A 19,477-nucleotide genomic window follows, 5' to 3' on the forward strand; every position below is an offset into this window, starting at 1 on the left:
CCCGTCAGGCCGTCTTGCCGGCTGCAGCGGCCGGTTTGGCGGAGAAGCTGAACAGACGCACCAGCGCCGGGCGGAACATATATTCCAGCGCTCCGGCGAACAGGATGACGAGGCCCTGGATGACCACGATCATGTCACGGGTGATGGCCGGCATTTCGAAGGCGAGTTCTGCTCCGCCCTGGTAGAGCATGCCGAACAGGATCGCCGACAGCATGATACCCACCGGATGCGCCCGGCCCATCAGCGCCACGGCAATGCCGACGAAGCCGTAACCGGAGACGAATTCGATCAGCAGCCGGTGCTGGGAGCCAACGATTTCGTTGATGGCCATCAGACCGGCCAGCCCGCCGGAAATCAGCATGGTGATGATGGTGATGCGTACCGGCGATATGCCCGCATAGACGGCAGCGGTGGGATTGGCGCCGAAAGTGCGGATTTCATAGCCAAGCCGCGTGCGCCAAATCAGAAGCCAGACGAGCATGCAGGCGGCAATTGCCAGAAACAGGGCAAGGTTCACCTGCGACGAGCCGAAGAGGTCCGTGCCGAAGAAGGTGTCCAGCAGCGGCAGCTGGCCGCCTTCCTCGAAGGTGCGGGTTTCCGGCTGCATCGAACCGGCCTTGTTGATGACATTCACAAGCAGATACCCCATCAGCGCCGTGCCGATGAAGTTGAACATGATGGTGGTGATGACGATGTGGCTGCCGCGCTTGGCCTGAAGCCATGCGGGAATGGCGGCCCAGGCCGCGCCGAACATGGCAGCACCCGCGACTGCAACCGGAACGGTGATCCACCAGGGCATATAACGGTCCAGCGCCAGACAGGCCAGCGCCGCGCCAAGGCCGCCGAGATAGGCCTGACCCTCACCGCCGATGTTGAAGAGCCCCGCATGGAAGGCCACGGCCACGGCAAGTCCGGTAAAAATGAAGTTCGTGGCATAGAACAGCGTGAAGCCGATCCCCTCACCATAGCCGATGGAGCCCCAGATCAGCACTTGAACCGCATCCAGCGGGTTCTCGCCGATCAGCAGCACCACAAGGCCGGAGACGAGGAAGGCTGCAGTGAGGTTGAGAAGCGGGATCAGCCCGAAGTCGATCCAGCGCGGCAGGGAACCGGCACTCATGCTCTGCCTCCATGCGCGGCGCGGGCGGGCACGTCATCCGTGACACCGGCCATCAGCAGGCCGCATTCGTTTTCGGTGGCATCCGGTCCGCGCTCGCCGACAAGGCGGCCGTCGAACATGACCAGGATGCGGTCGGAGAGGGAGCGGATCTCGTCCAGCTCCACGGAGACGAGCAGAAGGCCCTTGCCCGCATCACGCAGCTCGATCAGCCGCTTGTGAATGAATTCGATGGCGCCGATATCGACGCCGCGCGTCGGCTGGCCGACCAGCAGCACATTCGGGTCCCGCTCGATCTCGCGGGCCAGAACCACCTTCTGCTGGTTGCCGCCGGAGAAATTGGCGGTCTTGAGCAGCGGGTTGGGCGGGCGGATGTCGTATTTGGCGATTTCCGCCTCGGCCGCCTTGCGGATGGCCCGCATGTCCAGCAGCGGGCCCTTCGAATAGGCCGGATCGTTGTGATAGCCCAGAATGGCGTTCTCATATTCGGCAAAGGACGTGACAAGCCCCATCCGGTGCCGGTCCTCGGGCACATGGCCCATGCTCATGGCACGGATTTCCGCCGGATTTTTCGGGTTGGCCGCAAGATCGATGGTCTCGCCATTCAGCCACATGCGGCCCTTGCGGGCACGGCGGATACCCGCCAGCGTCTCCAGCAGCTCCGACTGGCCGTTGCCCGAGACACCGGCAATGCCGACAATCTCCCCGGCGCGGATTTCGAAGGACACGTCCTTCACCACATCGACGCCCCGGCTGTCGGTGACGGTGAGGTTCTCGACGGCCAGCACCCGTTCGCCGGGCCTGGCTGCCTGCTTGTTGACCTTCAGCAGCACGCTGCGGCCCACCATCAGCTCGGCCAGTTCCTCCATGGAGGTTTCTGCCGTCTTGCGGGTTGCCACCATTTCGCCGCGGCGCATGACGGACACCGTGTCGGTGATGGCCATGATCTCGCGCAGCTTGTGGGTGATGAGCAGAACGGTCTTGCCCTGGGCCTTCAGAACTTTCAGAATTTCAAAGAGATGGTCGGCCTCGGCCGGGGTCAGCACCCCGGTGGGCTCGTCCAGGATCAGCACTTCCGCGCCGCGGCAGAGCGCCTTCAGGATCTCGACGCGCTGCTGCAGGCCGACCGGCAGGTCACCGACAACCGCATCCGGATCGATCTTCAGGTCATATTCGTTTTCCAGCCGGGCCAGTTCCGCCCGCACCTTGCCCGCGCCGCCTGCCAGCAGGCTGCCGCCCTCGGCGCCCAGCATGACGTTTTCCAGCACGGTGAAGGGATCCACCAGCATGAAGTGCTGATGCACCATGCCGATACCAAGGCCGATGGCATGGCGGGAATCGCGGATGGTCACGGTCTTGCCATCCACCAGGATCTCGCCGCTGTCGGCATTGTAGAAGCCGTAGAGGATCGACATCAGGGTCGATTTTCCGGCCCCGTTCTCGCCGATGATGCCGTGGATCGATCCCTTGCCCACCACAAGATCAATATTCTTGTTGGCATGCACAGGCCCGAAGGACTTGTTGATCTTGCGAAGCTCGATGGCGGCGGTCATGGATGCTCCCGCGCGTCTGGCCACAGGGCCGGCGTCAGTCGGTAAAGGGGCCGGGCGCATGGCACGGCGTCACAAGGAAAGAGCCCTTGCCCCGGCCTTCCGGCGCAGGGCAAGGGCCGCAGTCCCTCAGGGTGTTACGGGCAGGTCTTGTCCGACATGTAGTCATGGACAGTGATCTTGCCCGAGATGATGTCGGCCTTGGCCTGTTCAGCAGCAGCCTTCATGTCGTCGGTGATGAGGGACGCGTTGTATTCGTCCAGAGCGTAGTCCACGCCGCCTTCGGCAAGGCCCAGAACCTCGATGCCGCTGGTCCACTGGCCGTTCTTGGCGTCGGTGAAGGTCTTGTCCACGGCGACGTCCACGCGCTTCAGCATGGAGGTCAGAACCTTGCCCGGGTGCAGGCCGTTCTGGTTGCTGTCGACGCCGATGCCGAGCTTGCCCGCGTCAGCGGCCGCCTGCAGCACGCCAATGCCGGTGGCGCCGGCTGCGTGATAGACAACGTCCGCACCACGGTCGAACTGAGACTTGGCCAGCTCGCCGCCCTTCACCGGGTCATTCCAGGCAGCACCGGTGGTCCCGGTCATGTTCTGGAAGACTTCGGCCTGCGGGTTGGTGGCCATTACGCCCTGCTTGTAGCCGCAGGCGAACTTGTGGATCAGGTCGATGTCCATGCCGCCGACGAAGCCGACCTTGCCGGTCTGCGAAGCCTTGGCTGCCAGCAGGCCGACGAGGTAGGAGCCTTCATGCTCCTTGAAGACGATGGAGCGGACATTCGGCAGGTCCACGACCATGTCGACGATGGCAAACTGGATGTCCGGGAATTCCTTGGCGACCTTCTCGACGGCATTGGCATGGGAGAAGCCGATGGCGACGATCGGGCTCATGCCGCGCCGGGCGAAGTTGCGCAGGGCCTGCTCGCGCTGGCTGTCGTTCTGGATCTCGAAGTCGCGGTATTCGACGCCTGTGTCCTTTTTGAACTTCTCGGCGCCCGTGTAGGCGGACTCGTTGAACGACTTGTCGAACTTGCCGCCAAGATCATAGACGACTGCCGGCTGGAAATCCGCTGCAAAGGCGGTGCTGGCCATCATGACGCCTGCAATGGCGGCGCCCGTCATCAGGAACTTCTTCACGTCATATCCTCCGGCACTGGACCCGGCCACCATGGCTGGTCCCGGTTTACTTCCCCTCTTGGACACTGCGGGGCAGCAAGGCTGCCGTCACAGGGCCGCTCGATCCGAGCCGCTGCTTCAGAGCCCTTGCCAGGGTCTCATCCGCGATCAGGTCGGTGATGACACCGGTGCGCAGCGCTGCGAGCGTGGCGTCAGCCTTGCTCTCCCCGCCCACCAGTGCAATGACACGAGAGCCGCGGACTTCCTCGTAGTGAAGCCCCACGGCGCACTCGCCAAGACTTACGGGCACCTGCGCGCCCTCGATTGTGACAAACCGCCCCATCAGGTCGCTGACCGCACTGCTGCGCATCAGGCCGTCCTGATCTTCCTTCTGGATGATGCCGCGCTGCACCAGATGACCGTCGTCATCGATGGAGCCGATGCCAACGACAAAGGCATCCGAGCGCCGCGCACGCGCCAGAAGATCCTGCACGCTGCGCTGGCCGAGGAACATGTCGCGCTCCTCCAGGCTTTCGGCAAAATAGGGCACCGGCAGATAGTAGCCTTCCCCGCCCGTGCGCTCGATCAGCGGCTGCACGATATCGAAGGGGTTGGCCGAAAGCTTGCGCATCAGCGAGCCGGAGATGGAGATGATGGCAAGGTCCGGCCGGGACAGGCGCGGCATGGCCGCAACCGAAGCCTTCAGCGTCCGGCCCATGCCGACGCCGAGCTGACGGATTTCCGGCCCCGAAAGCAGGTTGGACAGGAAGGGGCCCGCGACGGAGGCTACGGCGCGGATGGCCGTCGTCTGATCACCGCCGCCAAGGTCCGGCGCAATGATGCAGCTGGTCAGGGCAAAATGCCGGGTCAGTTCGTCTTCCAGCTCGAGGCACTCGATCGGGCGGCCCTCGATCTGGAAGCGGACAAGGCCTTCCTTCTGGGCGTGGGCAATAAGACGGTGCACCTTGGCCGGCGACACGCCAAGACGCGCGGCAATCTCGCCCTGCGTGCTGCCCCCCACGAAGGAGAGCCACGCGGCGCGGATCGAGAGATAGGTGGTCCAGTCCTCGTCCTGCACGGATTGCCCCGCCTGCTGCGCCCAGGTCTTTCGCCCGGATCTTGTGCCTCTGGCTGACTGAAATTTTCTTCAGCCGCTGTGAATTCTTTCAGAAAAGATGCCTGCCTGCTCGTCCGGCGTCAAGCGGATTTGGCGTGTTTTCCGGCTGAAACTTGCGATTTTCCGCCTGCTGCCGTGACAGGGCCGTGGATGCTGCCGTGCGCAGCAGTTTGCACGGGCATTAGGCAGGAATTGCCCTGTTGGCGGGCGGGTCCGGCAATATCTGCCGGTTGCTAGGCAAATTTTGCCGGGCGGCTCACGCAGGTGCATTCTGTGCGTCTTTTATTTTGCCGGCACAATCTTCGCCGCCTTGCCTGTGGCATAGTGCTTGCTTGGAACAATTCTATCCGGCGCGTGTTCAAGGCTCTGAAAATATCGGCAGATTGCCGGGATTTTCGGATTAACCGTCTGTTTAGCCGCAACAACAAAAGTAGAGAGGGAGGTGTGGGAAACCGGCTTCGGCCAAGACATGGAGAACACCATGCGTCTCACACTGTGCAAAACCGGACGTGACGTCTGCAGTGCCGCCATTGGCAGTCTTGCCATCTTGGCATTTACTTCAATAACGGCTCTCGCCGAGCTTTCGCTCCCGGGCAATTTCTCCACGGCCTATTCGGCAGAGGCCGAAGTGGACGTCGAGCTGGTGCTGGCCGTCGACATTTCCCAGTCGATGGACCGGGACGAGCAGGAGGTGCAGCGGGCCGGATATGTCTCGGCCCTGACCTCGCGGGAGGTGCTGGCCGCCATCCGCGACGGACCGACGGGGCGCATTGCCATCACCTACTTCGAGTGGAGCGGCGTGGGTGAGCATTTCACCGTGGCGGAATGGTCCATCATCCAGGACGAAGCCACTGCTGCGGCCTTTGCCGCCCGCATTGCCGAAGCTCCCCTGCGGCAGATGCAGAGAACGTCGATCTTCTCGGCATTGGAAAAGTCGGCTGAGCTGATCGCCTCCAACGGGTATCAGGGTCTGAGAAAGGTGATCGACATTTCCGGAGACGGGCCGAACAATCAGGGCGGCACTGTCACCCAGATGCGCGACAAGGTCGTCTCGGCCGGTATCACCATCAACGGTCTGCCGCTGATGATGAAATCGGAAACCTCCGCCTGGCAGGCGATGCTGCATCTCGATCACTACTACGAGGATTGCGTCATTGGCGGACCGGGGGCCTTTGCCATCCCGGTGCGTTCAAAGGAAGCCTTTGCCGAGGCTGTCCGGATGAAGCTGGTGCTTGAGATTGCCGGACTGATGGAGGATCAGCCTCTGATCATCCCGGCCGCAGGCCGCAAGTCAGTCAGCTGCAATCTGTTTGACTAGAGGAGTGGCGGCCAGCCGCCGCCGCTCACGAAGTTGCGCCCCGTGAGGCGGTGGCTTGCCGCCGCTCACGAAGATGCGCCCCGTGAGGCGGTGGCTTGCCGCCGCTCACGAAGATGCGCCCCGTGAGGCGGTGGCTTGCCGCCGCTCACGAAGATGCGATTGGGTTTTTGCCGGCAAGGCTGACAGACTTTCCTGTGTCCGGCGGCGTATTGGCGCTGCCGGAGCAATGGGAGGTCCGGCATGACGTCCTTCAACATTCTGCGCCGGTTGCGCTCATGCGCCGGGTGGTTGCGCACGGTACTGGTGCTGCTGGCCCTGGCGGCCGTGACGGGCAGCGCAGATGCCCAGCAGAGGCTGGTCCAGGAAGTGGATGTGGCCCTCGTGCTGGCGGTCGACATTTCTTATTCCATGGACATGGATGAACAGCGCCTGCAGCGGCAGGGCTATATGCAGGCGATCACGTCGCCGGATGTGCTGAAGGCGATCCGGGGCGGCCTGACCGGCAGCATTGCTGTCATCTATGTGGAATGGGCAGGCACCCTGTCCCGCTCAGTCCTGATTGACTGGCATGTGATCTCGGACGAAGCCAGCGCGCAGCAATTTGCCGATGCGCTGGGCGAAGCCCCCATCAGCCGCGCCTACCGCACCGCCATTGGCGATGCGCTGCTGTTTTCAGCGCAGCAATTTGAAACGCTGCCCTACAGTGCCGCGCGCAAGGTCATCGACATTTCCGGGGACGGGCCGAACAATCAGGGCACCTATGCGCCCGCCGCCCGCGATCAGGTGGTGGGGCAGGGCATCGTCATCAACGGCCTGCCGCTGCAGCTGAAGGATGTGCGGCCGGGCTGGTTCGACATGGCAGACCTCGACCGCTACTACGAAACCTGTGTCATCGGCGGCCCCGGTTCATTCATCGTGCCGGTGCGCGGCGCGGAGCGGTTTGCCGAAGCCGTGCGCCGCAAGCTGGTGCTGGAAATCGCCATGCCGGTTCTGCCCCGGCCCGAAGCACCTGATGAGTCCCGGCTGATCCGGGTGGCCGATGGCATCGATCCCTTCTGCCTCGAAGGCGAGCGGCGCTGGCAGCAGCGGCGGTTCATCTACGAGGAGCCATAGGCAGCTTCGCTCCTTGCAGCATCTTCCTGTGATCGCGGCTCAGCTCGCGCTTTGCGTTTCCCGCGCAAGGCGTTAAAGCTGTTGCCATGATTTTGATGGCGCTTCTGCGCCGGTGAGAGCTTGCAGGAGATGATGCGGATGGAGGCGGAACGTCCGGTGCTAGCCCTTGTGGCCCATGACGCCAAGAAAGACGCTATGGTTGCCTTCGCGCAGCGCAACGAGGAAAAGCTCGCCGCCTTCCGGCTGGTCGGCACGGGCACCACGGGCGGGCGCATCAAGGCGGCCTGTCCCGGCCTCGACCTGACGCCGCTGAAAAGCGGGCCGCTGGGTGGTGACCAGCAGATCGGCGCCATGATCGCTGAAGGCCATCTGCATGGGCTCATCTTCTTTGCTGACCCGTTGTCGCCCATGCCGCATGATGTGGATGTGAAGGCCTTGCTGCGCCTTGCGCTGGTCTACGACATCCCCATGGCGCTCAACCTTTCGACCGCCGAAATCCTGTTGCGCTCGGCCCGCTTGACCGGCCTGCGCAGCTCCTCCGATACTCCTGAAGTGGCCGGCCCGCGCACATGAGCCTGACTGAGACCCGCCAGCGCCCGTTCGATTTCCCCGTTCTGGTCGGGGACGTGGGCGGCACCAATGCCCGATTTGCCCTTGTGCTGGATAAAGAAACGCCGGGCATCAAACTGCCGTCCCAGCCGACGGCGGCCCATCCGGATATCAACGCCGCCATCCGCGCCTGCCTTGCGGGGCAGGATGTGCCGGCACCGCGCTCGGCCGTCATTGCCGTGGCCGGCCCCGTCACCGGTGACCGTATCCCCCTGACCAACGCCAGTTGGGTGGTGGAGCCGCTGCAGATGATCGCCGGCCTTGGCCTCAGGGACGTGGTGATTCTGAACGACTTCGAGGCCCAGGCGCTGGCGCTGCCCGGTCTGTCCGGGGAAGATATCGAGCAGATCGGCGGCGGCGAGCCACTGGCGGGCGCCTCCAAGTTCGTTGTCGGCCCCGGCACGGGGCTGGGTGCGGCGGCGATGATCTATGCGGCAGATACCTGGGTGCCGGTGCCCGGTGAAGGTGGGCATGTGGAACTGGGTCCCGTGACGCCGGAAGACTACGAGATCTGGCCGCATATCCCGCGTAACGGCGGGCGCATCGGTGCCGAGGAAGTGCTGAGCGGCACCGGTCTGCCGCGCCTTGCCGGCGCTGTCGCCCGCGCCCGCAAGGCGGAGCCGCATTTCACGTCTGCGGCGGACATCACGCAGGCGGCCAATGCCGGAGATCCGGTGGCAGTGGAAACACTGGAGATTTTCGCCCGCTGCCTTGGCCGGGTGGCGGGGGATTTTGCGCTTTCGGTGCTGGCGCGCGGCGGTGTCTATATCGCGGGCGGCGTGTCGTCCCATATCGCGCCCTTTCTGCGCAAGGGCGGCTTCCGTGCCGCTTTCGAAGCCAAGGCTCCCCATGCCAAGCTGATGGCCTCGATCCCGGTGTTCCTGATCCATCACCCCAACCCGGCGGTGGACGGACTTGCCGCCTACGCCCGCACCCCGGACCGCTTCGCCGTCGGCACCAAGGGCCGCCACTGGTCCGCGCAAGGCTGATGGTTTGGACGGTTTGGGACAGTCCGCAGTTTGATTGCCACGGCACGGCGCTTCAGCCTCTCCCCCAAGTGGGGCCGTGTTCACATCTGAGCGCCAGTCAGGCACCAGTTCCCCTTGAGGGGGAGATGCCCCCGGCAGGGAGCAGAGGGGGGTAACTGACTGTCCGCTCATATGAGAGGTGGTGCTGTGCTGAAGCGCTGCTACCCCCCTCTGTCTGCTGGCGCAGACATCTCCCTCTCAAGGGGGGAGAGGGGCTCTGCGGCAAGAGGAGAGAGCATCTGATGCCTGACTGGCGGTCACCGCCCCTGCCCATTGATGCGGCGCTGCCGGAGCTGCTGGCGGCGCTTGCAGCGGGCAGCAATGCAGTGCTGGTGGCAGAGCCTGGTGCGGGCAAGACCACCCGTGTGCCGCTGGCGCTGCTGGGCGCGCCCTGGCGCGGCGATGGCCGTATTCTGCTGCTTGAGCCACGCCGCCTTGCCGCCCGTGCCGCCGCCCGGCGCATGGCAGAAAGCCTTGGCGAGGAGGTGGGCGGCACTGTCGGCTACCGGGTGCGTATGGAAAGCCGTGTCAGCGCCCGCACCCGCATCGAGGTGGTTACCGAGGGCGTCTTTACCCGCATGATTCTGGATGACCCGGAACTGACCGGCGTCGCCTGCGTGCTGTTTGACGAGTTCCATGAACGCTCGCTGGAAGGGGATCTCGGTCTTGCGCTGGCGCTTGATGTACAGGGCGCCCTGCGCGATGACCTGAGACTGGTGCCCATGTCGGCGACGCTGGATGCCGCCAGTGTCGCAAGGCTGCTCTGCGGTGCACCGGTCATCGAAAGCAAGGGCCGCAGCTTCCCCGTGGAAACACGTTATCTCGGCCGCAAGGCGGAAGAGCGGATCGAGCCGCAGGTGGTGCGGGCGGTGCGCAAGGCGCTTGCCGAGGAGCATGGCTCGCTGCTGGTGTTCCTGCCCGGTCAGGGCGAAATCCGCCGGGTGGCCGAGGCGCTGGAGGGTCAGGTGCCTGCCAATGTGCGCATCGCCCCGCTTTATGGCGCGCTGGACGGCAAGGCCCAGGATGCCGCCATCCGCCCGGCGAAGGAGGGCGAGCGCAAGGTGGTGCTGGCCACCTCCATCGCCCAGACATCGCTTACCATCGAAGGTGTGCGCACGGTCATCGACAGCGGCCTCTCCCGTGTGCCGCGCTATGAGCCGCAGACGGGGCTGACGCGTCTGGAAACCGTGCGCGTGTCACGGGCAACGGCAGACCAGCGGCGCGGCCGTGCAGGCCGGACAGAGCCGGGCGTGTGCTACCGGCTCTGGGACGAAGCGCAGACACAGGCGCTGATGCCGGCCGAACGGCCGCAGATTCTGGAAGCGGACCTCTCCTCACTGGTGCTGGATCTGGCAGCCTGGGGCACGGCAGACCCGGCCACCCTGTCCTTCCCCGATGCCCCGCCCTCCGGCGCCTGGGCAGAAGCGCGCAGCCTGCTGACGCAGCTTCATGCGCTGGACGGCGAAGGCCGCCTGACGCCGCATGGCCAGCGCCTTGCGCGCCTGCCCATCGAGCCGCGCCTTGCGCATATGATCGTGGAGGCTGAGGCGCTGGGTCTTGGACGGCTGGCAGGCGAGGTGGCGGTGATCCTGTCCGAGCCCGGCCTTGGCGGCATGGATGTGGACCTGCGCGAGAGGGTGAGACGCCTGCGCCGGGACAATGATCCACGCAGCCGCGATGCCCGTGCCCTTGCTGCCCGCTGGCAGAAGATGGCAGCTGAAGGCAGCGCGAAGACCGGGCAGGACAGCGATGGCGGCACGCCGGAACTGGCCGGTGAAGTGCTGGCGCTGGCCTTCCCCGAACGGGTGGCGCAGGGCCGGGGCCAGCGCGGCCGCTTCCGCCTTGCCAACGGGCGCGGAGCAGAACTGCCGGAAGAACATGCGCTGGCGGGTGAACCCTTTCTGGCTGTCGCCGACATTCAGGGCAAGGCCCAGTCGGGCCGGATCATGCTGGCAGCGCCCCTCGGGCTTGAGGCCATCGAGACGATGTTTGCCGCCGATATCGCAGAAACCGATGACGTGCGGCTGGAGCCTTCCGGTCTGGTGCGGGCGCGCCGTGTGGTCCGGCTGGGGGCGCTGGAACTGGCCTCCCGGCAGATCTCCAATCCGGATGCATCGCTGATGGCTAAGGCGCTGCTGGGGGAAATTGCCCGGCGCGGTGTGGCGCGGCTGCCCTGGACCAATGATCAGCTGCGCCTGCGCGCCCGCGCCGGTTTCGTGCGGGCCGCAGGGGCAGATCACTTGCCGGACCTTTCCGACGCCGCCCTTCAGGAAACGCTGGAAGACTGGCTGCTGCCCTATATGGCCGGGTTCACCCGTGTTTCGGACGTGGATGCCGCCTGCCTCGGCAATGCGCTCTCAGGTCTTCTAGGCTATGGCGGCGCTGCGGAGATTGACCGGCTGGCGCCATCGCATTTCACCGCGCCCACCGGCTCGCATGTGCCCATCGATTATGGCGCAGAGAGCGGCCCCTCCATTTCCATCCGCGTGCAGGAGCTATTCGGCCTCGCCCGGCATCCTTCCGTCGCCGATGGCCGCATTCCGCTGACGCTGGAGCTTCTGTCGCCCGCCCACCGGCCCATCCAGATCACGCGGGACCTGCCGGGCTTCTGGGCAGGCTCCTGGGCGGATGTGAAGACGGAGATGAAGGGCCGCTATCCGCGCCACCCCTGGCCGGATGACCCTGCCTCCGCAGAGGCGACAATACGCGCCAAACCACGTGGAACGTAAGTTCAAGCCTGTGCGGCGCCTAAGCAAGTTCAAGGCGTGATGTGCCAGCATCTCCAAGCCTTGGAAAAAGAGCTTGGCGGTCGCTTATCGGCGGCCTTCGTGGTAGATCTGCGTCAACTTCAGTTTCAAGAAAGTATCTGCCATGACCGCCGCCGCCTTTGACCCCAAGGACATCATCGCCCGTTTCACTGCAGGAGAGGGCTTCCCGGAGGCTGACGTCCGTGAATGTCTGTCCACTCCGTCCGCCTCCGTTCCGGCGCTGATGGCCATCCTGGAAGACCGCGCCGCGGGCGGCACGGGTGAGCTCAGCCAGCTCGACGAAAAGGGCGATGCCTGCTTCCTCGCGCTGCACATCCTGGCCGATCTCAAGGTCACCGCAGCCTTCCAGCCCTTGATGCGCCTGCTGCGCAGCACCGATCAGGATCTTGAAGCTCTGTTCGGCGACTGCCTGATCGAAACCATGGGGCCGATCCTGATCGCCCTCAATCCGGGCGGCTACAGCGTCTTCGAGGAAGGGTTCTCCGACCGCAACGCCGACGATTACGCGCGCGATGCCATGATGGTGGCCTGGGCCTATGGCGTGCTCTCCGGCGAAGTGCCGCGCGATCATGCCCTCTCCGTGCTGAAGGCCTTCCCGAAGACCGTGCGCCCGGCGCCGGACAGCTATCTTTGGGGCAGCTACATCGGAGCTGCCGGTGACCTCGGCTTCGAGGAACTGGAAGAGCCGATCGCAAAGCTGTTCACCGACGGCTCGATCATGATGGACGAGGGCGGTTTCCGTCCGGTGGACCCGGAAGACTTCGCCCTTCATCTGGAAGCGGCCAGCCTGTCGGAAGAAAACGAGGAATCCCGCGAGCTCTGGATGGTGTCGAACCGCTATTTCCCGTTCGAGGACACGGTCGAGCTTCTGGGCGAATGGTCCTGGGATGGCGATGAAGACGAGTGGATGGATGTGCCCTTCCTGGAAGCTGCCGAGGACGAAGAGCCCTATCTGCCGAACTGACGGCGGCTGGCTGCTGGTCCTTGCCGTCTACTGCCTTGCCGTCTGCTGCCTTGCGGTGCTTGCCCCGCTGGCCGCAGGGCAGGCATTGGCGCAGGACATGGGCGGCCGCTTTCGCATTGGTGTGGTCACGGCCGGGCGCGATGATGCCCGGTCCGAGGCCGAACCCTTCCGCGACGAGCTGGAATACCGGCTGGGCCTTCCGGCCGACCTGTTTCTCATGGACACCTTGGGCGAACTGACGGACGCCCTCATCGCCGGTCATGTGCAGTACGGCCGTCTGTCCGCCACGGCCTATGCGGCTGCACGCAAGGCCTGCGCTTGTGTCGAGCCGCTGGCCGCGCCCCGTGACGGGGACGGGGCAGACGGATTTCACGCCATTCTGATGACCAAAGCCGGCGAAGTGCCCTCACTGGAGGCGCTGGCGGGGAAGCGGCTGGCCATTGGCCCGGCCCGCTCCACGGCAGCATTCCGTGTCCCGCTGGCCGGTCTTGCCGCTTCAGGACGCGATCCGCGCCAGTTTTTCTCCGCGCTTGTTCCCGTTTCCGGCCCTGAGGAGGGGCTTGCCGCGCTCTATGATGGCCTGGCCGACGCTGCGCTGGGCTGGTCCACATTGCTGGGCGAGGCAGACACCGGCTACAGCGCCGGAACCCTGATGCAGGCCTATGACAGGATGCGGCTGGATGTGGGCCGGCTGACGGTCGTCTGGCAGTCGCCGCGCATTCCCTTTGCCGTGCATGTGGTGCGCTCGGATGTATCCCCGGAGCTGAAGGACCGGCTGCGGCAGATGCTGTCCAGCCTTCAGGACGAAGCGCCGGGCGCCTATTTCGCCATCGAGCCGGATTTCGGCGGCGGTTTCGTGCCGGTGCTGCCGGAAGACTTCTCCGCCGTGATGCTGCCGCTGGAGCCGCAATAGCAGGCGATGCTGAAGGACATCGCGGACCAGCAGGCCGCCGCCTCCGCCCCCTTGCCAGAAGACGGCGGAGCAAGGGATCTGCTGCCGCCGTAATGCCGGCTGCCGCTTATGCCCAAAGTGCCTTCACAGTATGCCGCCGGATCATTTCCTCCTCGTTGGTGGGGACCACCATGAGGGTGACGGGGGAGGCGGGGGTGGAGATGATGCGGGCGCTGCTGCGGTTGGCATCTGCGTCAAGGTTGGCACCCAGCCAGCCGAGCGGGGCACAGACCGCCTGGCGGACGTTGACCGCATGCTCGCCGATGCCGCCGGTGAAGACGATGGTGTCCACGCCATCGAGAATGGCGGCCATGGCGCCAATCTCGCGGCGGACGCGGAAGGTGAAATAGTCGATGGCCTTGCGGGCCGCTTCCGTTCCGGCAGCTTCCAGTTCGCGCATGTCCTGGCTGAGGCCGGACAGGCCCTTGAGGCCGGACTGCTTGTAGAGCAGGTCCGATATTGCCTCTGCCGTCATGCCCTTTTCCTGCATCAGATAGAGCAGCACGCCCGGGTCCAGCTGGCCGCAGCGGGTGCCCATGGGCAGGCCGTCGAGCGCGGTGAGGCCCATGGTGGAGCCGATGCTGCGGCCATCCTGTATGGCGCACATGGAAGCGCCATTGCCGAGATGGGCGACGATCAGCCGGCCCTTCGCAGCTTCCGGGTCCGTCTCCGCCAGATGCTGAGTGATGTATTCATAGGACAGGCCGTGGAAACCATAGCGCCGCACGCCCTCGTCATAAAGCGGGAGCGGCAGGGCGAAGGCATCATTGACCCAGGGGTGATTGCGGTGGAAGGCCGTGTCGAAGCAGGCGACCTGCAGCGCATCCGGGAACGCCTTCTGCGCGGCGCGGATGCCGGCCAGATTATGCGGCTGGTGCAGCGGGGCGAGGGGAACAAGGCGTTCCAGTTCCGCCATCACGCTGTCATCAATGACGGCAGGGGCCTCGAAGCCGATGCCGCCATGCACCACCCGGTGCCCGGCCGCTGAAATTCTGAGGCCCTCGAAGGCCTCGCGGATCAGGGCCAGAACCGCAGCAAGGGCCGCTTCGTGCCCGGCCGCCGATGCCGCTCCGGCAGGGGCTTCCAATGCCCCGTCAAGCCGCGTGCCATCGCAGGACCGCTGCGCCTTCAGCCGCATGGCCGTGCTGCCAATGCCTTCGACCTGGCCTTTCAGAAGCTCTGCCGTGCCCTGATAGAGGTTGAATTTCAGCGATGAGGAGCCGGCATTCAGCACCAGCACCGCCTGATCCATCTGTGCGCTGCTCATTCGGCCGGGTCCATGTCACCGGTGACGATGGATGCGCCTGTGGTCAGCCAATGCTGATAGAGCAGGGCGAGCGCACAGGAAGCAAGACGTGCGCGGTCATCATCGGCGCGGCTGGTCAGGATCACCGGCACCTTGGCCCCGGCAACGAGACCTGCGGTCTCAGCATGGGCGAGGAAGGTCAGTTCCTTGGCCAGCATGTTGCCGGCCTCAAGGTTCGGCACGATCAGCACTTCCGCCCGGCCTGCCACGAGCGAATTGATACCCTTGGTGCGGGCGGCCTGCAGATCGATGGCATTGTCCATGGCCAGCGGCCCGTCCACGAGCCCGCCGGTGATCTGGCCGCGCTCGGCCATCTTGGACAGGACCGCCGCATCAAGGCTGGAGGCAATGGACGGGTTCACCGTCTCGATGGCCGAAAGAACGCCCACCTTCGGCTCTGCGAGGCCAATGGCGTGGCCGACGTTGATGGCGTTCTGGATGATGTCCACCTTGGTTTCCAGATCTGGCGCGATGTTGATCGCGGCATCCGAGATGAGCACCGGCGTGGGGTGGCCAGGCACATCCATGACGAAGACATGGCTGATGCGCCGCCGCGTGCGCAGTCCACCATCGCGCTTCACCACATGCTTGAGCAGAAGATCGGTGTGCAGATGCCCCTTCATGACCGCTGAGGCACGGCCCTCATGCACCATGGCAACGCCGCGTGCGGCGGCATCAGCCTCATCGGGAACGTGCTCAATCTCGAAAGCCTCCAGCGGGGCCTTCAGCGACTGGGCCGTCTTTTCGATCTTCGCCCGGTCGCCGATCAGGATGGGGCGGATCAGGCCTTCGTTGGCAGCCAGCAGGGCGCCGCCCAGCGAGTTGGCGTCTTCCGGGGCAATCACGGCCGTCACCAGCGGCGGCAGACGCCGGGCACAGCTGATGAACCGGTCGAAATGCCGGTGCCGCTCCAGCAGCAGCGAAGGCAGGTCCGCCGTGTCAAAGGTGATCTGTTCATCGGGCGCGGTGACGATGGCGATGCCGTCAGCCACCGGCGAACCATCGGCGCGCGTCACGCGTGTTGCAAGCCGCACGATCCGGTCCGCCTCCTTGGCAAGAACCTGCACGCTGACGTTCAGCGTGTCGCCGAGAAGGACGCGGCCATGGAAGGAAAATGTCTGGCTGCGGTAGATGGTGCCGGGGCCGGGGAGGATGTTGCCAAGAACGGCGGAAACAAGCGCGCCGATCCACATGGAGGGCGCGAAGGGCGGCTCGCCGGTGCGCTGGCTGCCTTCTGCTTTCGGCAGGTGCAGCGGGTTGGTGTTGCCGGAGGCGTGAGCGAAGATATAGAGGTCGTTGGCAGTGCAGGTTCTTGAAACGGTTGCTGTTTCGCCAATCGTGATCTGGTCGTAAGTGCGGTTGCTCGCCATGCGCTCTGCCTCGGTCTTGCCTGTGCCTGCCGTATCTGACAGCATTGCATGGCTTTTCGCAGCGATGATGACAGCTGCCCATGACACAGCTCAAAGGCGCCTGACGAAAATTCCGGCACTCTAATTAAATGTCACCTTGTCGCTCAGCCGGGGCAGCAGGAAGTAGGTGTCTTCCATGAAGATCTCCGCAGCACGCGGGAAAATGCTCTGCACCATGCTGGCGAACAGGGGGACGTAGGTGTTGCTGGCGCGGCCAATGATGACGCTGGTGCCCGGTCTTGCTGTTCCCGCAGGGAAGGTGACCGGAGGAACGGAGCCCTTGCTCCAGGGGGTGCCGCCGGTCTGGTTCACGCTCCAGTCCACACTTGCCTTGCTATTGGAATCAAAGCTTACGCTGGCAATGACCACAGTGAGGCCATCGGATGGGAAGGGCTCCATGATGGCTCTGGCCGCCACCATGATGTCGGATATGTCGCCGGAGGAGAGGCTGGACGATTGCGACACAAGATCGGCCATCGAAAAGGCGACTTGTGAGATCTTGCGCTTGTAGTTGAGCGCGGACGTGGTTTCTGCCGTGCCGATCATCACAATCAGAAGAAGCGGCAGGATGAGAGCAAACTCGACAGCGGCCACACCTCCCCTGTCGCGGATCAGGCGGCGGGTTGGAAATCCGTACGCGGCCAGGGCCTTGCGCAGCGGGGCAAGCAGGATGCGGAGGCTCACCATGGGAAGGGCTCGTTCCGGAAGACGGCGGTGGAGATCAGCAGGCGTTCCATGTTGCCGGTGTCTCCGGCATTCGTCCGCAGCAGCGAGGTGAACATCGGCCACCGGTAAATCACCCGCGCGACGACAATCTGTCCGCCTTTGCCGGTGGCATAGCTCGACCGGCCGGTCGAGTTACCGTCTGCATCGACAAGATCCGGCAGGGAGATCTGCGAGAAACTGTTGAAGACCCGTACGTCAATTTCAAGCCGGCTTTCATTGCAAAGGGCTGTTGTCAGCTGTGTGCAGACCGCAGCCCTGAACTGTGCCTCGTTAAGCCCTTGCTGCTGTGCCTGACCGGTCTTGATCAGCCGGGTTGCATCAGCCACCGAGTTATCCAGAATCCGGTTGACGAAGAAGGCAAGGCCAAACTCGATGATGGCAAAGATGATGGCAAGGAACGGCAGGGCAACGATGGCAAACTCAATCGCCGTAGCGCCTGAACGGTCGCGCCGGAACGCGCGGAACAAGCCTCGTCTCTGTTTGCGCTGGCTTTCCTGCTGCACCTTCTGCATTCCCCTGCCTAGAGCCTTTCGATGAAAGCGACGCTGCCGGACGTGTTCTATCCATTTGGTTTCAAGCAAGTCCCGACGCAAAACCGGTTCCCGGTTTTGCTGAAATTGCTCTAGCGCTGAACAGGCTGACCTGCGCTCGCCTTGCCCGCTGCCTGCAGTGCCATCTGGTCGCGCTGGTTGATTTGCTCGGCAGTTGTCGTGAACACATCCTTGCCATCACCGGGCAACGGTATCGCGTCACAGTCCGGCGCACAGCTGTAGCTGTAGCGCGTGTCTTTGCGCATCACTGTGACCGTGTTTTGCGATCCGGCGGTTACGGTGAGCGGCTCATCGATGATCGGCTCGGAATTGGCGTCCAGTATGATCAGGTTGGTGGTGCCGGCTGACTTGCCGGTGACAACAACCGTATAGCGGTCATGCATTGTGACAGCCGCAAAGACAGGATTGCCTACGATGACGGTGCTTGCCGGCTGCTCGATCCGGAAGACCTTCGACTGATCCACAGGAACGGAGACGCCCTCAGCGGCAGCCAGCGCCACCGGCAGCAGAACGGCCAGTCCAGCCAGCGGTATGAGCGAATGGGGAATGCGCGGCATGTCTCACTCCGTCAGGGCCGTGAAGCTCATGAATCTCGCCAATCATGACGTTTTTTGGTGAATGAAATCCTAATGCGAAGCTGCAGTTTCTAATCTTTAAAGTTCTCTGATCAGGTATCGATACTTTTGGTTATTTGGAAAGTTATAGGAAAAGTTTACCTATATAGGCATCCTCTCATTAACCAAGAAAGTAACGTCAGGATGGTTTCTGATAAACGCGGATAATTTTAACTAGATGGAAACGTGGCGGTCGTAGCGTCAGCTCAAGTTCGATCGGCCGGGAACAAGGCTGGCGGGCGGAGTTGTCAATCATGTGACTATGGAGCAAACCAGATGAAGAAGCTTTTCGCACGTTTCGCCAAGGATGAATCCGGCGCAACCGCCATCGAGTATGGCCTGATCGCAGGTCTCGTGTCTGTCGTGATCGTGACGATCCTGTCGACGATGGGCGGCTCGCTGACCGCGGTGTTCACCAAGATCAACACCGCTCTGACGACTGCCAAGGGCAGCTGATCCACATCAGTTTTGCGCATGCCCTGGTTTCTGGACGGGGCGGGGCATGCGTCAGCTGGAGTGTCAGGCCCATCTGGCACTCGAATATGTCAGTGCCTTGCTGTTAATCCTTGAACCCGGAGGAACAGGATGATTGAAGCAGCCCTTCTCGTCGTCTTTCCGGTTCTGGCCGCCTTTGCTGCCTCGTCTGATCTGTTGACCATGACGATCCCCAACAGGGTGTCTCTCCTGCTCGCCGGTGCCTTCTGCATACTGGCGGCCGCGACGGGCATGCCTGTTTCTGTGTTTGGCCTGCACCTTGCCGCAGGTGCGCTCGTGCTGTCCGTCTGTTTTGCGATGTTCGCCATGGGCTGGATGGGTGGCGGTGATGCCAAATTCGCAGCCGCCGCCGCTCTGTGGTTCGGACTTGGCCAGTCCTTGACCGAGTTCGTGCTTCTCACCGCAATTTATGGCATGGTCCTCACTCTGGGCCTCTTGCAGCTGCGCCAGATGCCCTTCGTCCCTGAAATGCTGGGACGTCATGACTGGTCAGCCCGGCTGCTTGACCAGAAGTCCGGTATTCCCTACGGAATAGCCCTCGCAGCGGCCGCGCTGCACGTTTACCCCTCCAGTCATTGGTTCATTTTGCTCGGCAGCTGGCTCTAACCCGCGCGGCGTCCGGGCAAATTCAAGGCATGTTGCGTCCCGCATTCAGGGCCTTGGTATAACACGCTGGCTATAGCCCTTGTTTGCCTGAATAGACTTCTTCTGCGCCACGTTGAGGAAGT

Annotated in this window: 18 protein-coding genes; 9 read left to right on the top strand and 9 right to left on the bottom strand. The window is 63.7% G+C overall.

Features of this window, described 5'->3' with window-relative positions:
* Positions 1 to 4 precede the first annotated feature (4 nt).
* From ASC48_RS06045 to ASC48_RS06060, 4 genes are all read right to left on the bottom strand, one after another.
* On the bottom strand, positions 5 to 1,120 hold the full coding sequence (locus tag ASC48_RS06045; RefSeq protein ID WP_055454907.1) for an ABC transporter permease: 1,116 nt from the start codon (positions 1,118 to 1,120) through the stop codon (positions 5 to 7).
* Positions 1,117 to 2,670 carry an ABC transporter ATP-binding protein gene (locus tag ASC48_RS06050; protein ID WP_050472215.1) on the bottom strand — a complete coding sequence of 518 codons (1,554 nt, stop codon included), beginning with the start codon at positions 2,668 to 2,670 and terminating at the stop codon, positions 1,117 to 1,119. The genes ASC48_RS06045 and ASC48_RS06050 overlap by 4 nt, the downstream gene beginning before the upstream one ends.
* 134 nt (positions 2,671 to 2,804) lie before the next feature.
* Positions 2,805 to 3,785, bottom strand: coding sequence for a BMP family lipoprotein (locus ASC48_RS06055; protein WP_141658905.1), 981 nt, complete (start codon positions 3,783 to 3,785; stop codon positions 2,805 to 2,807).
* Between the two features lie 61 nt (positions 3,786 to 3,846).
* Positions 3,847 to 4,857: a sugar-binding transcriptional regulator gene (locus tag ASC48_RS06060; RefSeq protein WP_050472213.1), complete on the bottom strand. Its 1,011-nt coding sequence runs from the start codon at positions 4,855 to 4,857 to the stop codon at positions 3,847 to 3,849.
* Positions 4,858 to 5,377: 520 nt separating this feature from the next.
* On the opposite strand from ASC48_RS06060, the gene ASC48_RS06065 reads away from it, so the two are divergent.
* From ASC48_RS06065 to ASC48_RS06095, 7 genes are all read left to right on the top strand, one after another.
* Complete coding sequence (locus ASC48_RS06065; RefSeq protein WP_208975570.1) at positions 5,378 to 6,214, top strand: DUF1194 domain-containing protein; 837 nt, start codon at positions 5,378 to 5,380, stop codon at positions 6,212 to 6,214.
* Positions 6,215 to 6,454: 240 nt separating this feature from the next.
* The gene (locus ASC48_RS06070; protein ID WP_055454908.1) at positions 6,455 to 7,327 is read left to right on the top strand and encodes a DUF1194 domain-containing protein; all 873 of its coding nucleotides are present in this window, start codon (positions 6,455 to 6,457) and stop codon (positions 7,325 to 7,327) included.
* Positions 7,328 to 7,456: 129 nt separating this feature from the next.
* Entirely contained in the window at positions 7,457 to 7,900 is a 444-nt protein-coding gene (locus ASC48_RS06075) for a methylglyoxal synthase (protein WP_141658887.1), read from the top strand.
* Complete coding sequence (gene glk, locus ASC48_RS06080; protein ID WP_055454909.1) at positions 7,897 to 8,925, top strand: glucokinase; 1,029 nt, start codon at positions 7,897 to 7,899, stop codon at positions 8,923 to 8,925. Before ASC48_RS06075 ends, glk begins: the two co-directional genes overlap by 4 nt.
* A 281-nt stretch (positions 8,926 to 9,206) precedes the next feature.
* Positions 9,207 to 11,693, top strand: a complete 2,487-nt coding sequence (gene hrpB / locus ASC48_RS06085; RefSeq protein ID WP_055454910.1) for an ATP-dependent helicase HrpB — start codon at positions 9,207 to 9,209, stop codon at positions 11,691 to 11,693.
* A gap of 142 nt (positions 11,694 to 11,835) precedes the next feature.
* The gene (locus tag ASC48_RS06090) at positions 11,836 to 12,696 is read left to right on the top strand and encodes a DUF1186 domain-containing protein (protein ID WP_055454911.1); all 861 of its coding nucleotides are present in this window, start codon (positions 11,836 to 11,838) and stop codon (positions 12,694 to 12,696) included.
* Entirely contained in the window at positions 12,644 to 13,609 is a 966-nt protein-coding gene (locus tag ASC48_RS06095; RefSeq protein ID WP_082440013.1) for a phosphate/phosphite/phosphonate ABC transporter substrate-binding protein, read from the top strand. The genes ASC48_RS06090 and ASC48_RS06095 overlap by 53 nt, the downstream gene beginning before the upstream one ends.
* Positions 13,610 to 13,715: 106 nt before the next feature.
* Here the strand turns inward: ASC48_RS06095 and ASC48_RS06100 are convergent, their stop codons facing one another.
* From ASC48_RS06100 to ASC48_RS06120, 5 genes are all read right to left on the bottom strand, one after another.
* On the bottom strand, positions 13,716 to 14,915 hold the full coding sequence (locus tag ASC48_RS06100) for an acetate/propionate family kinase (protein WP_055454912.1): 1,200 nt from the start codon (positions 14,913 to 14,915) through the stop codon (positions 13,716 to 13,718).
* Positions 14,912 to 16,324, bottom strand: a complete 1,413-nt coding sequence (locus tag ASC48_RS06105; RefSeq protein ID WP_055455262.1) for a bifunctional enoyl-CoA hydratase/phosphate acetyltransferase — start codon at positions 16,322 to 16,324, stop codon at positions 14,912 to 14,914. Before ASC48_RS06105 ends, ASC48_RS06100 begins: the two co-directional genes overlap by 4 nt.
* A 120-nt stretch (positions 16,325 to 16,444) precedes the next feature.
* Positions 16,445 to 17,050: a TadE/TadG family type IV pilus assembly protein gene (locus ASC48_RS06110; RefSeq protein ID WP_055454913.1), complete on the bottom strand. Its 606-nt coding sequence runs from the start codon at positions 17,048 to 17,050 to the stop codon at positions 16,445 to 16,447.
* A complete protein-coding gene (locus ASC48_RS06115; protein WP_208975571.1) occupies positions 17,044 to 17,556 on the bottom strand; it encodes a TadE/TadG family type IV pilus assembly protein in 513 nt (170 codons plus the stop codon). Before ASC48_RS06115 ends, ASC48_RS06110 begins: the two co-directional genes overlap by 7 nt.
* Before the next feature lie 155 nt (positions 17,557 to 17,711).
* Complete coding sequence (locus tag ASC48_RS06120; protein WP_055454914.1) at positions 17,712 to 18,197, bottom strand: pilus assembly protein N-terminal domain-containing protein; 486 nt, start codon at positions 18,195 to 18,197, stop codon at positions 17,712 to 17,714.
* Between the two features lie 333 nt (positions 18,198 to 18,530).
* On the opposite strand from ASC48_RS06120, the gene ASC48_RS06125 reads away from it, so the two are divergent.
* Both ASC48_RS06125 and ASC48_RS06130 read left to right on the top strand, forming a co-directional pair.
* Entirely contained in the window at positions 18,531 to 18,710 is a 180-nt protein-coding gene (locus ASC48_RS06125) for a Flp family type IVb pilin (protein ID WP_055454915.1), read from the top strand.
* A 129-nt stretch (positions 18,711 to 18,839) separates the two neighbouring features.
* Positions 18,840 to 19,355: an A24 family peptidase gene (locus tag ASC48_RS06130; RefSeq protein WP_055454916.1), complete on the top strand. Its 516-nt coding sequence runs from the start codon at positions 18,840 to 18,842 to the stop codon at positions 19,353 to 19,355.
* Positions 19,356 to 19,477 lie beyond the last annotated feature (122 nt).

The organism is Pannonibacter indicus, assembly GCF_001418225.1.
GTDB lineage: Bacteria > Pseudomonadota > Alphaproteobacteria > Rhizobiales > Stappiaceae > Pannonibacter > Pannonibacter indicus.

What these genes read in the sequence shown, in the direction of transcription:
- glk (WP_055454909.1), top strand. Translation starts at nt 7,897, where the DNA reads ATGAGCCTGACTGAGACCCGCCAGCGCCCGTTCGATTTCCCCGTTCTG.
- ASC48_RS06105 (WP_055455262.1), bottom strand. Translation starts at nt 16,324, where the DNA reads ATGGCGAGCAACCGCACTTACGACCAGATCACGATTGGCGAAACAGCA.
- hrpB (WP_055454910.1), top strand. Translation starts at nt 9,207, where the DNA reads ATGCCTGACTGGCGGTCACCGCCCCTGCCCATTGATGCGGCGCTGCCG.
- ASC48_RS06045 (WP_055454907.1), bottom strand. Translation starts at nt 1,120, where the DNA reads ATGAGTGCCGGTTCCCTGCCGCGCTGGATCGACTTCGGGCTGATCCCG.
- ASC48_RS06070 (WP_055454908.1), top strand. Translation starts at nt 6,455, where the DNA reads ATGACGTCCTTCAACATTCTGCGCCGGTTGCGCTCATGCGCCGGGTGG.
- ASC48_RS06055 (WP_141658905.1), bottom strand. Translation starts at nt 3,785, where the DNA reads ATGACGGGCGCCGCCATTGCAGGCGTCATGATGGCCAGCACCGCCTTT.
- ASC48_RS06125 (WP_055454915.1), top strand. Translation starts at nt 18,531, where the DNA reads ATGAAGAAGCTTTTCGCACGTTTCGCCAAGGATGAATCCGGCGCAACC.
- ASC48_RS06090 (WP_055454911.1), top strand. Translation starts at nt 11,836, where the DNA reads ATGACCGCCGCCGCCTTTGACCCCAAGGACATCATCGCCCGTTTCACT.
- ASC48_RS06100 (WP_055454912.1), bottom strand. Translation starts at nt 14,915, where the DNA reads ATGAGCAGCGCACAGATGGATCAGGCGGTGCTGGTGCTGAATGCCGGC.
- ASC48_RS06120 (WP_055454914.1), bottom strand. Translation starts at nt 18,197, where the DNA reads ATGCCGCGCATTCCCCATTCGCTCATACCGCTGGCTGGACTGGCCGTT.
- ASC48_RS06110 (WP_055454913.1), bottom strand. Translation starts at nt 17,050, where the DNA reads ATGGTGAGCCTCCGCATCCTGCTTGCCCCGCTGCGCAAGGCCCTGGCC.
- ASC48_RS06050 (WP_050472215.1), bottom strand. Translation starts at nt 2,670, where the DNA reads ATGACCGCCGCCATCGAGCTTCGCAAGATCAACAAGTCCTTCGGGCCT.
- ASC48_RS06065 (WP_208975570.1), top strand. Translation starts at nt 5,378, where the DNA reads ATGCGTCTCACACTGTGCAAAACCGGACGTGACGTCTGCAGTGCCGCC.
- ASC48_RS06075 (WP_141658887.1), top strand. Translation starts at nt 7,457, where the DNA reads ATGATGCGGATGGAGGCGGAACGTCCGGTGCTAGCCCTTGTGGCCCAT.
- ASC48_RS06095 (WP_082440013.1), top strand. Translation starts at nt 12,644, where the DNA reads ATGTGCCCTTCCTGGAAGCTGCCGAGGACGAAGAGCCCTATCTGCCGA.
- ASC48_RS06130 (WP_055454916.1), top strand. Translation starts at nt 18,840, where the DNA reads ATGATTGAAGCAGCCCTTCTCGTCGTCTTTCCGGTTCTGGCCGCCTTT.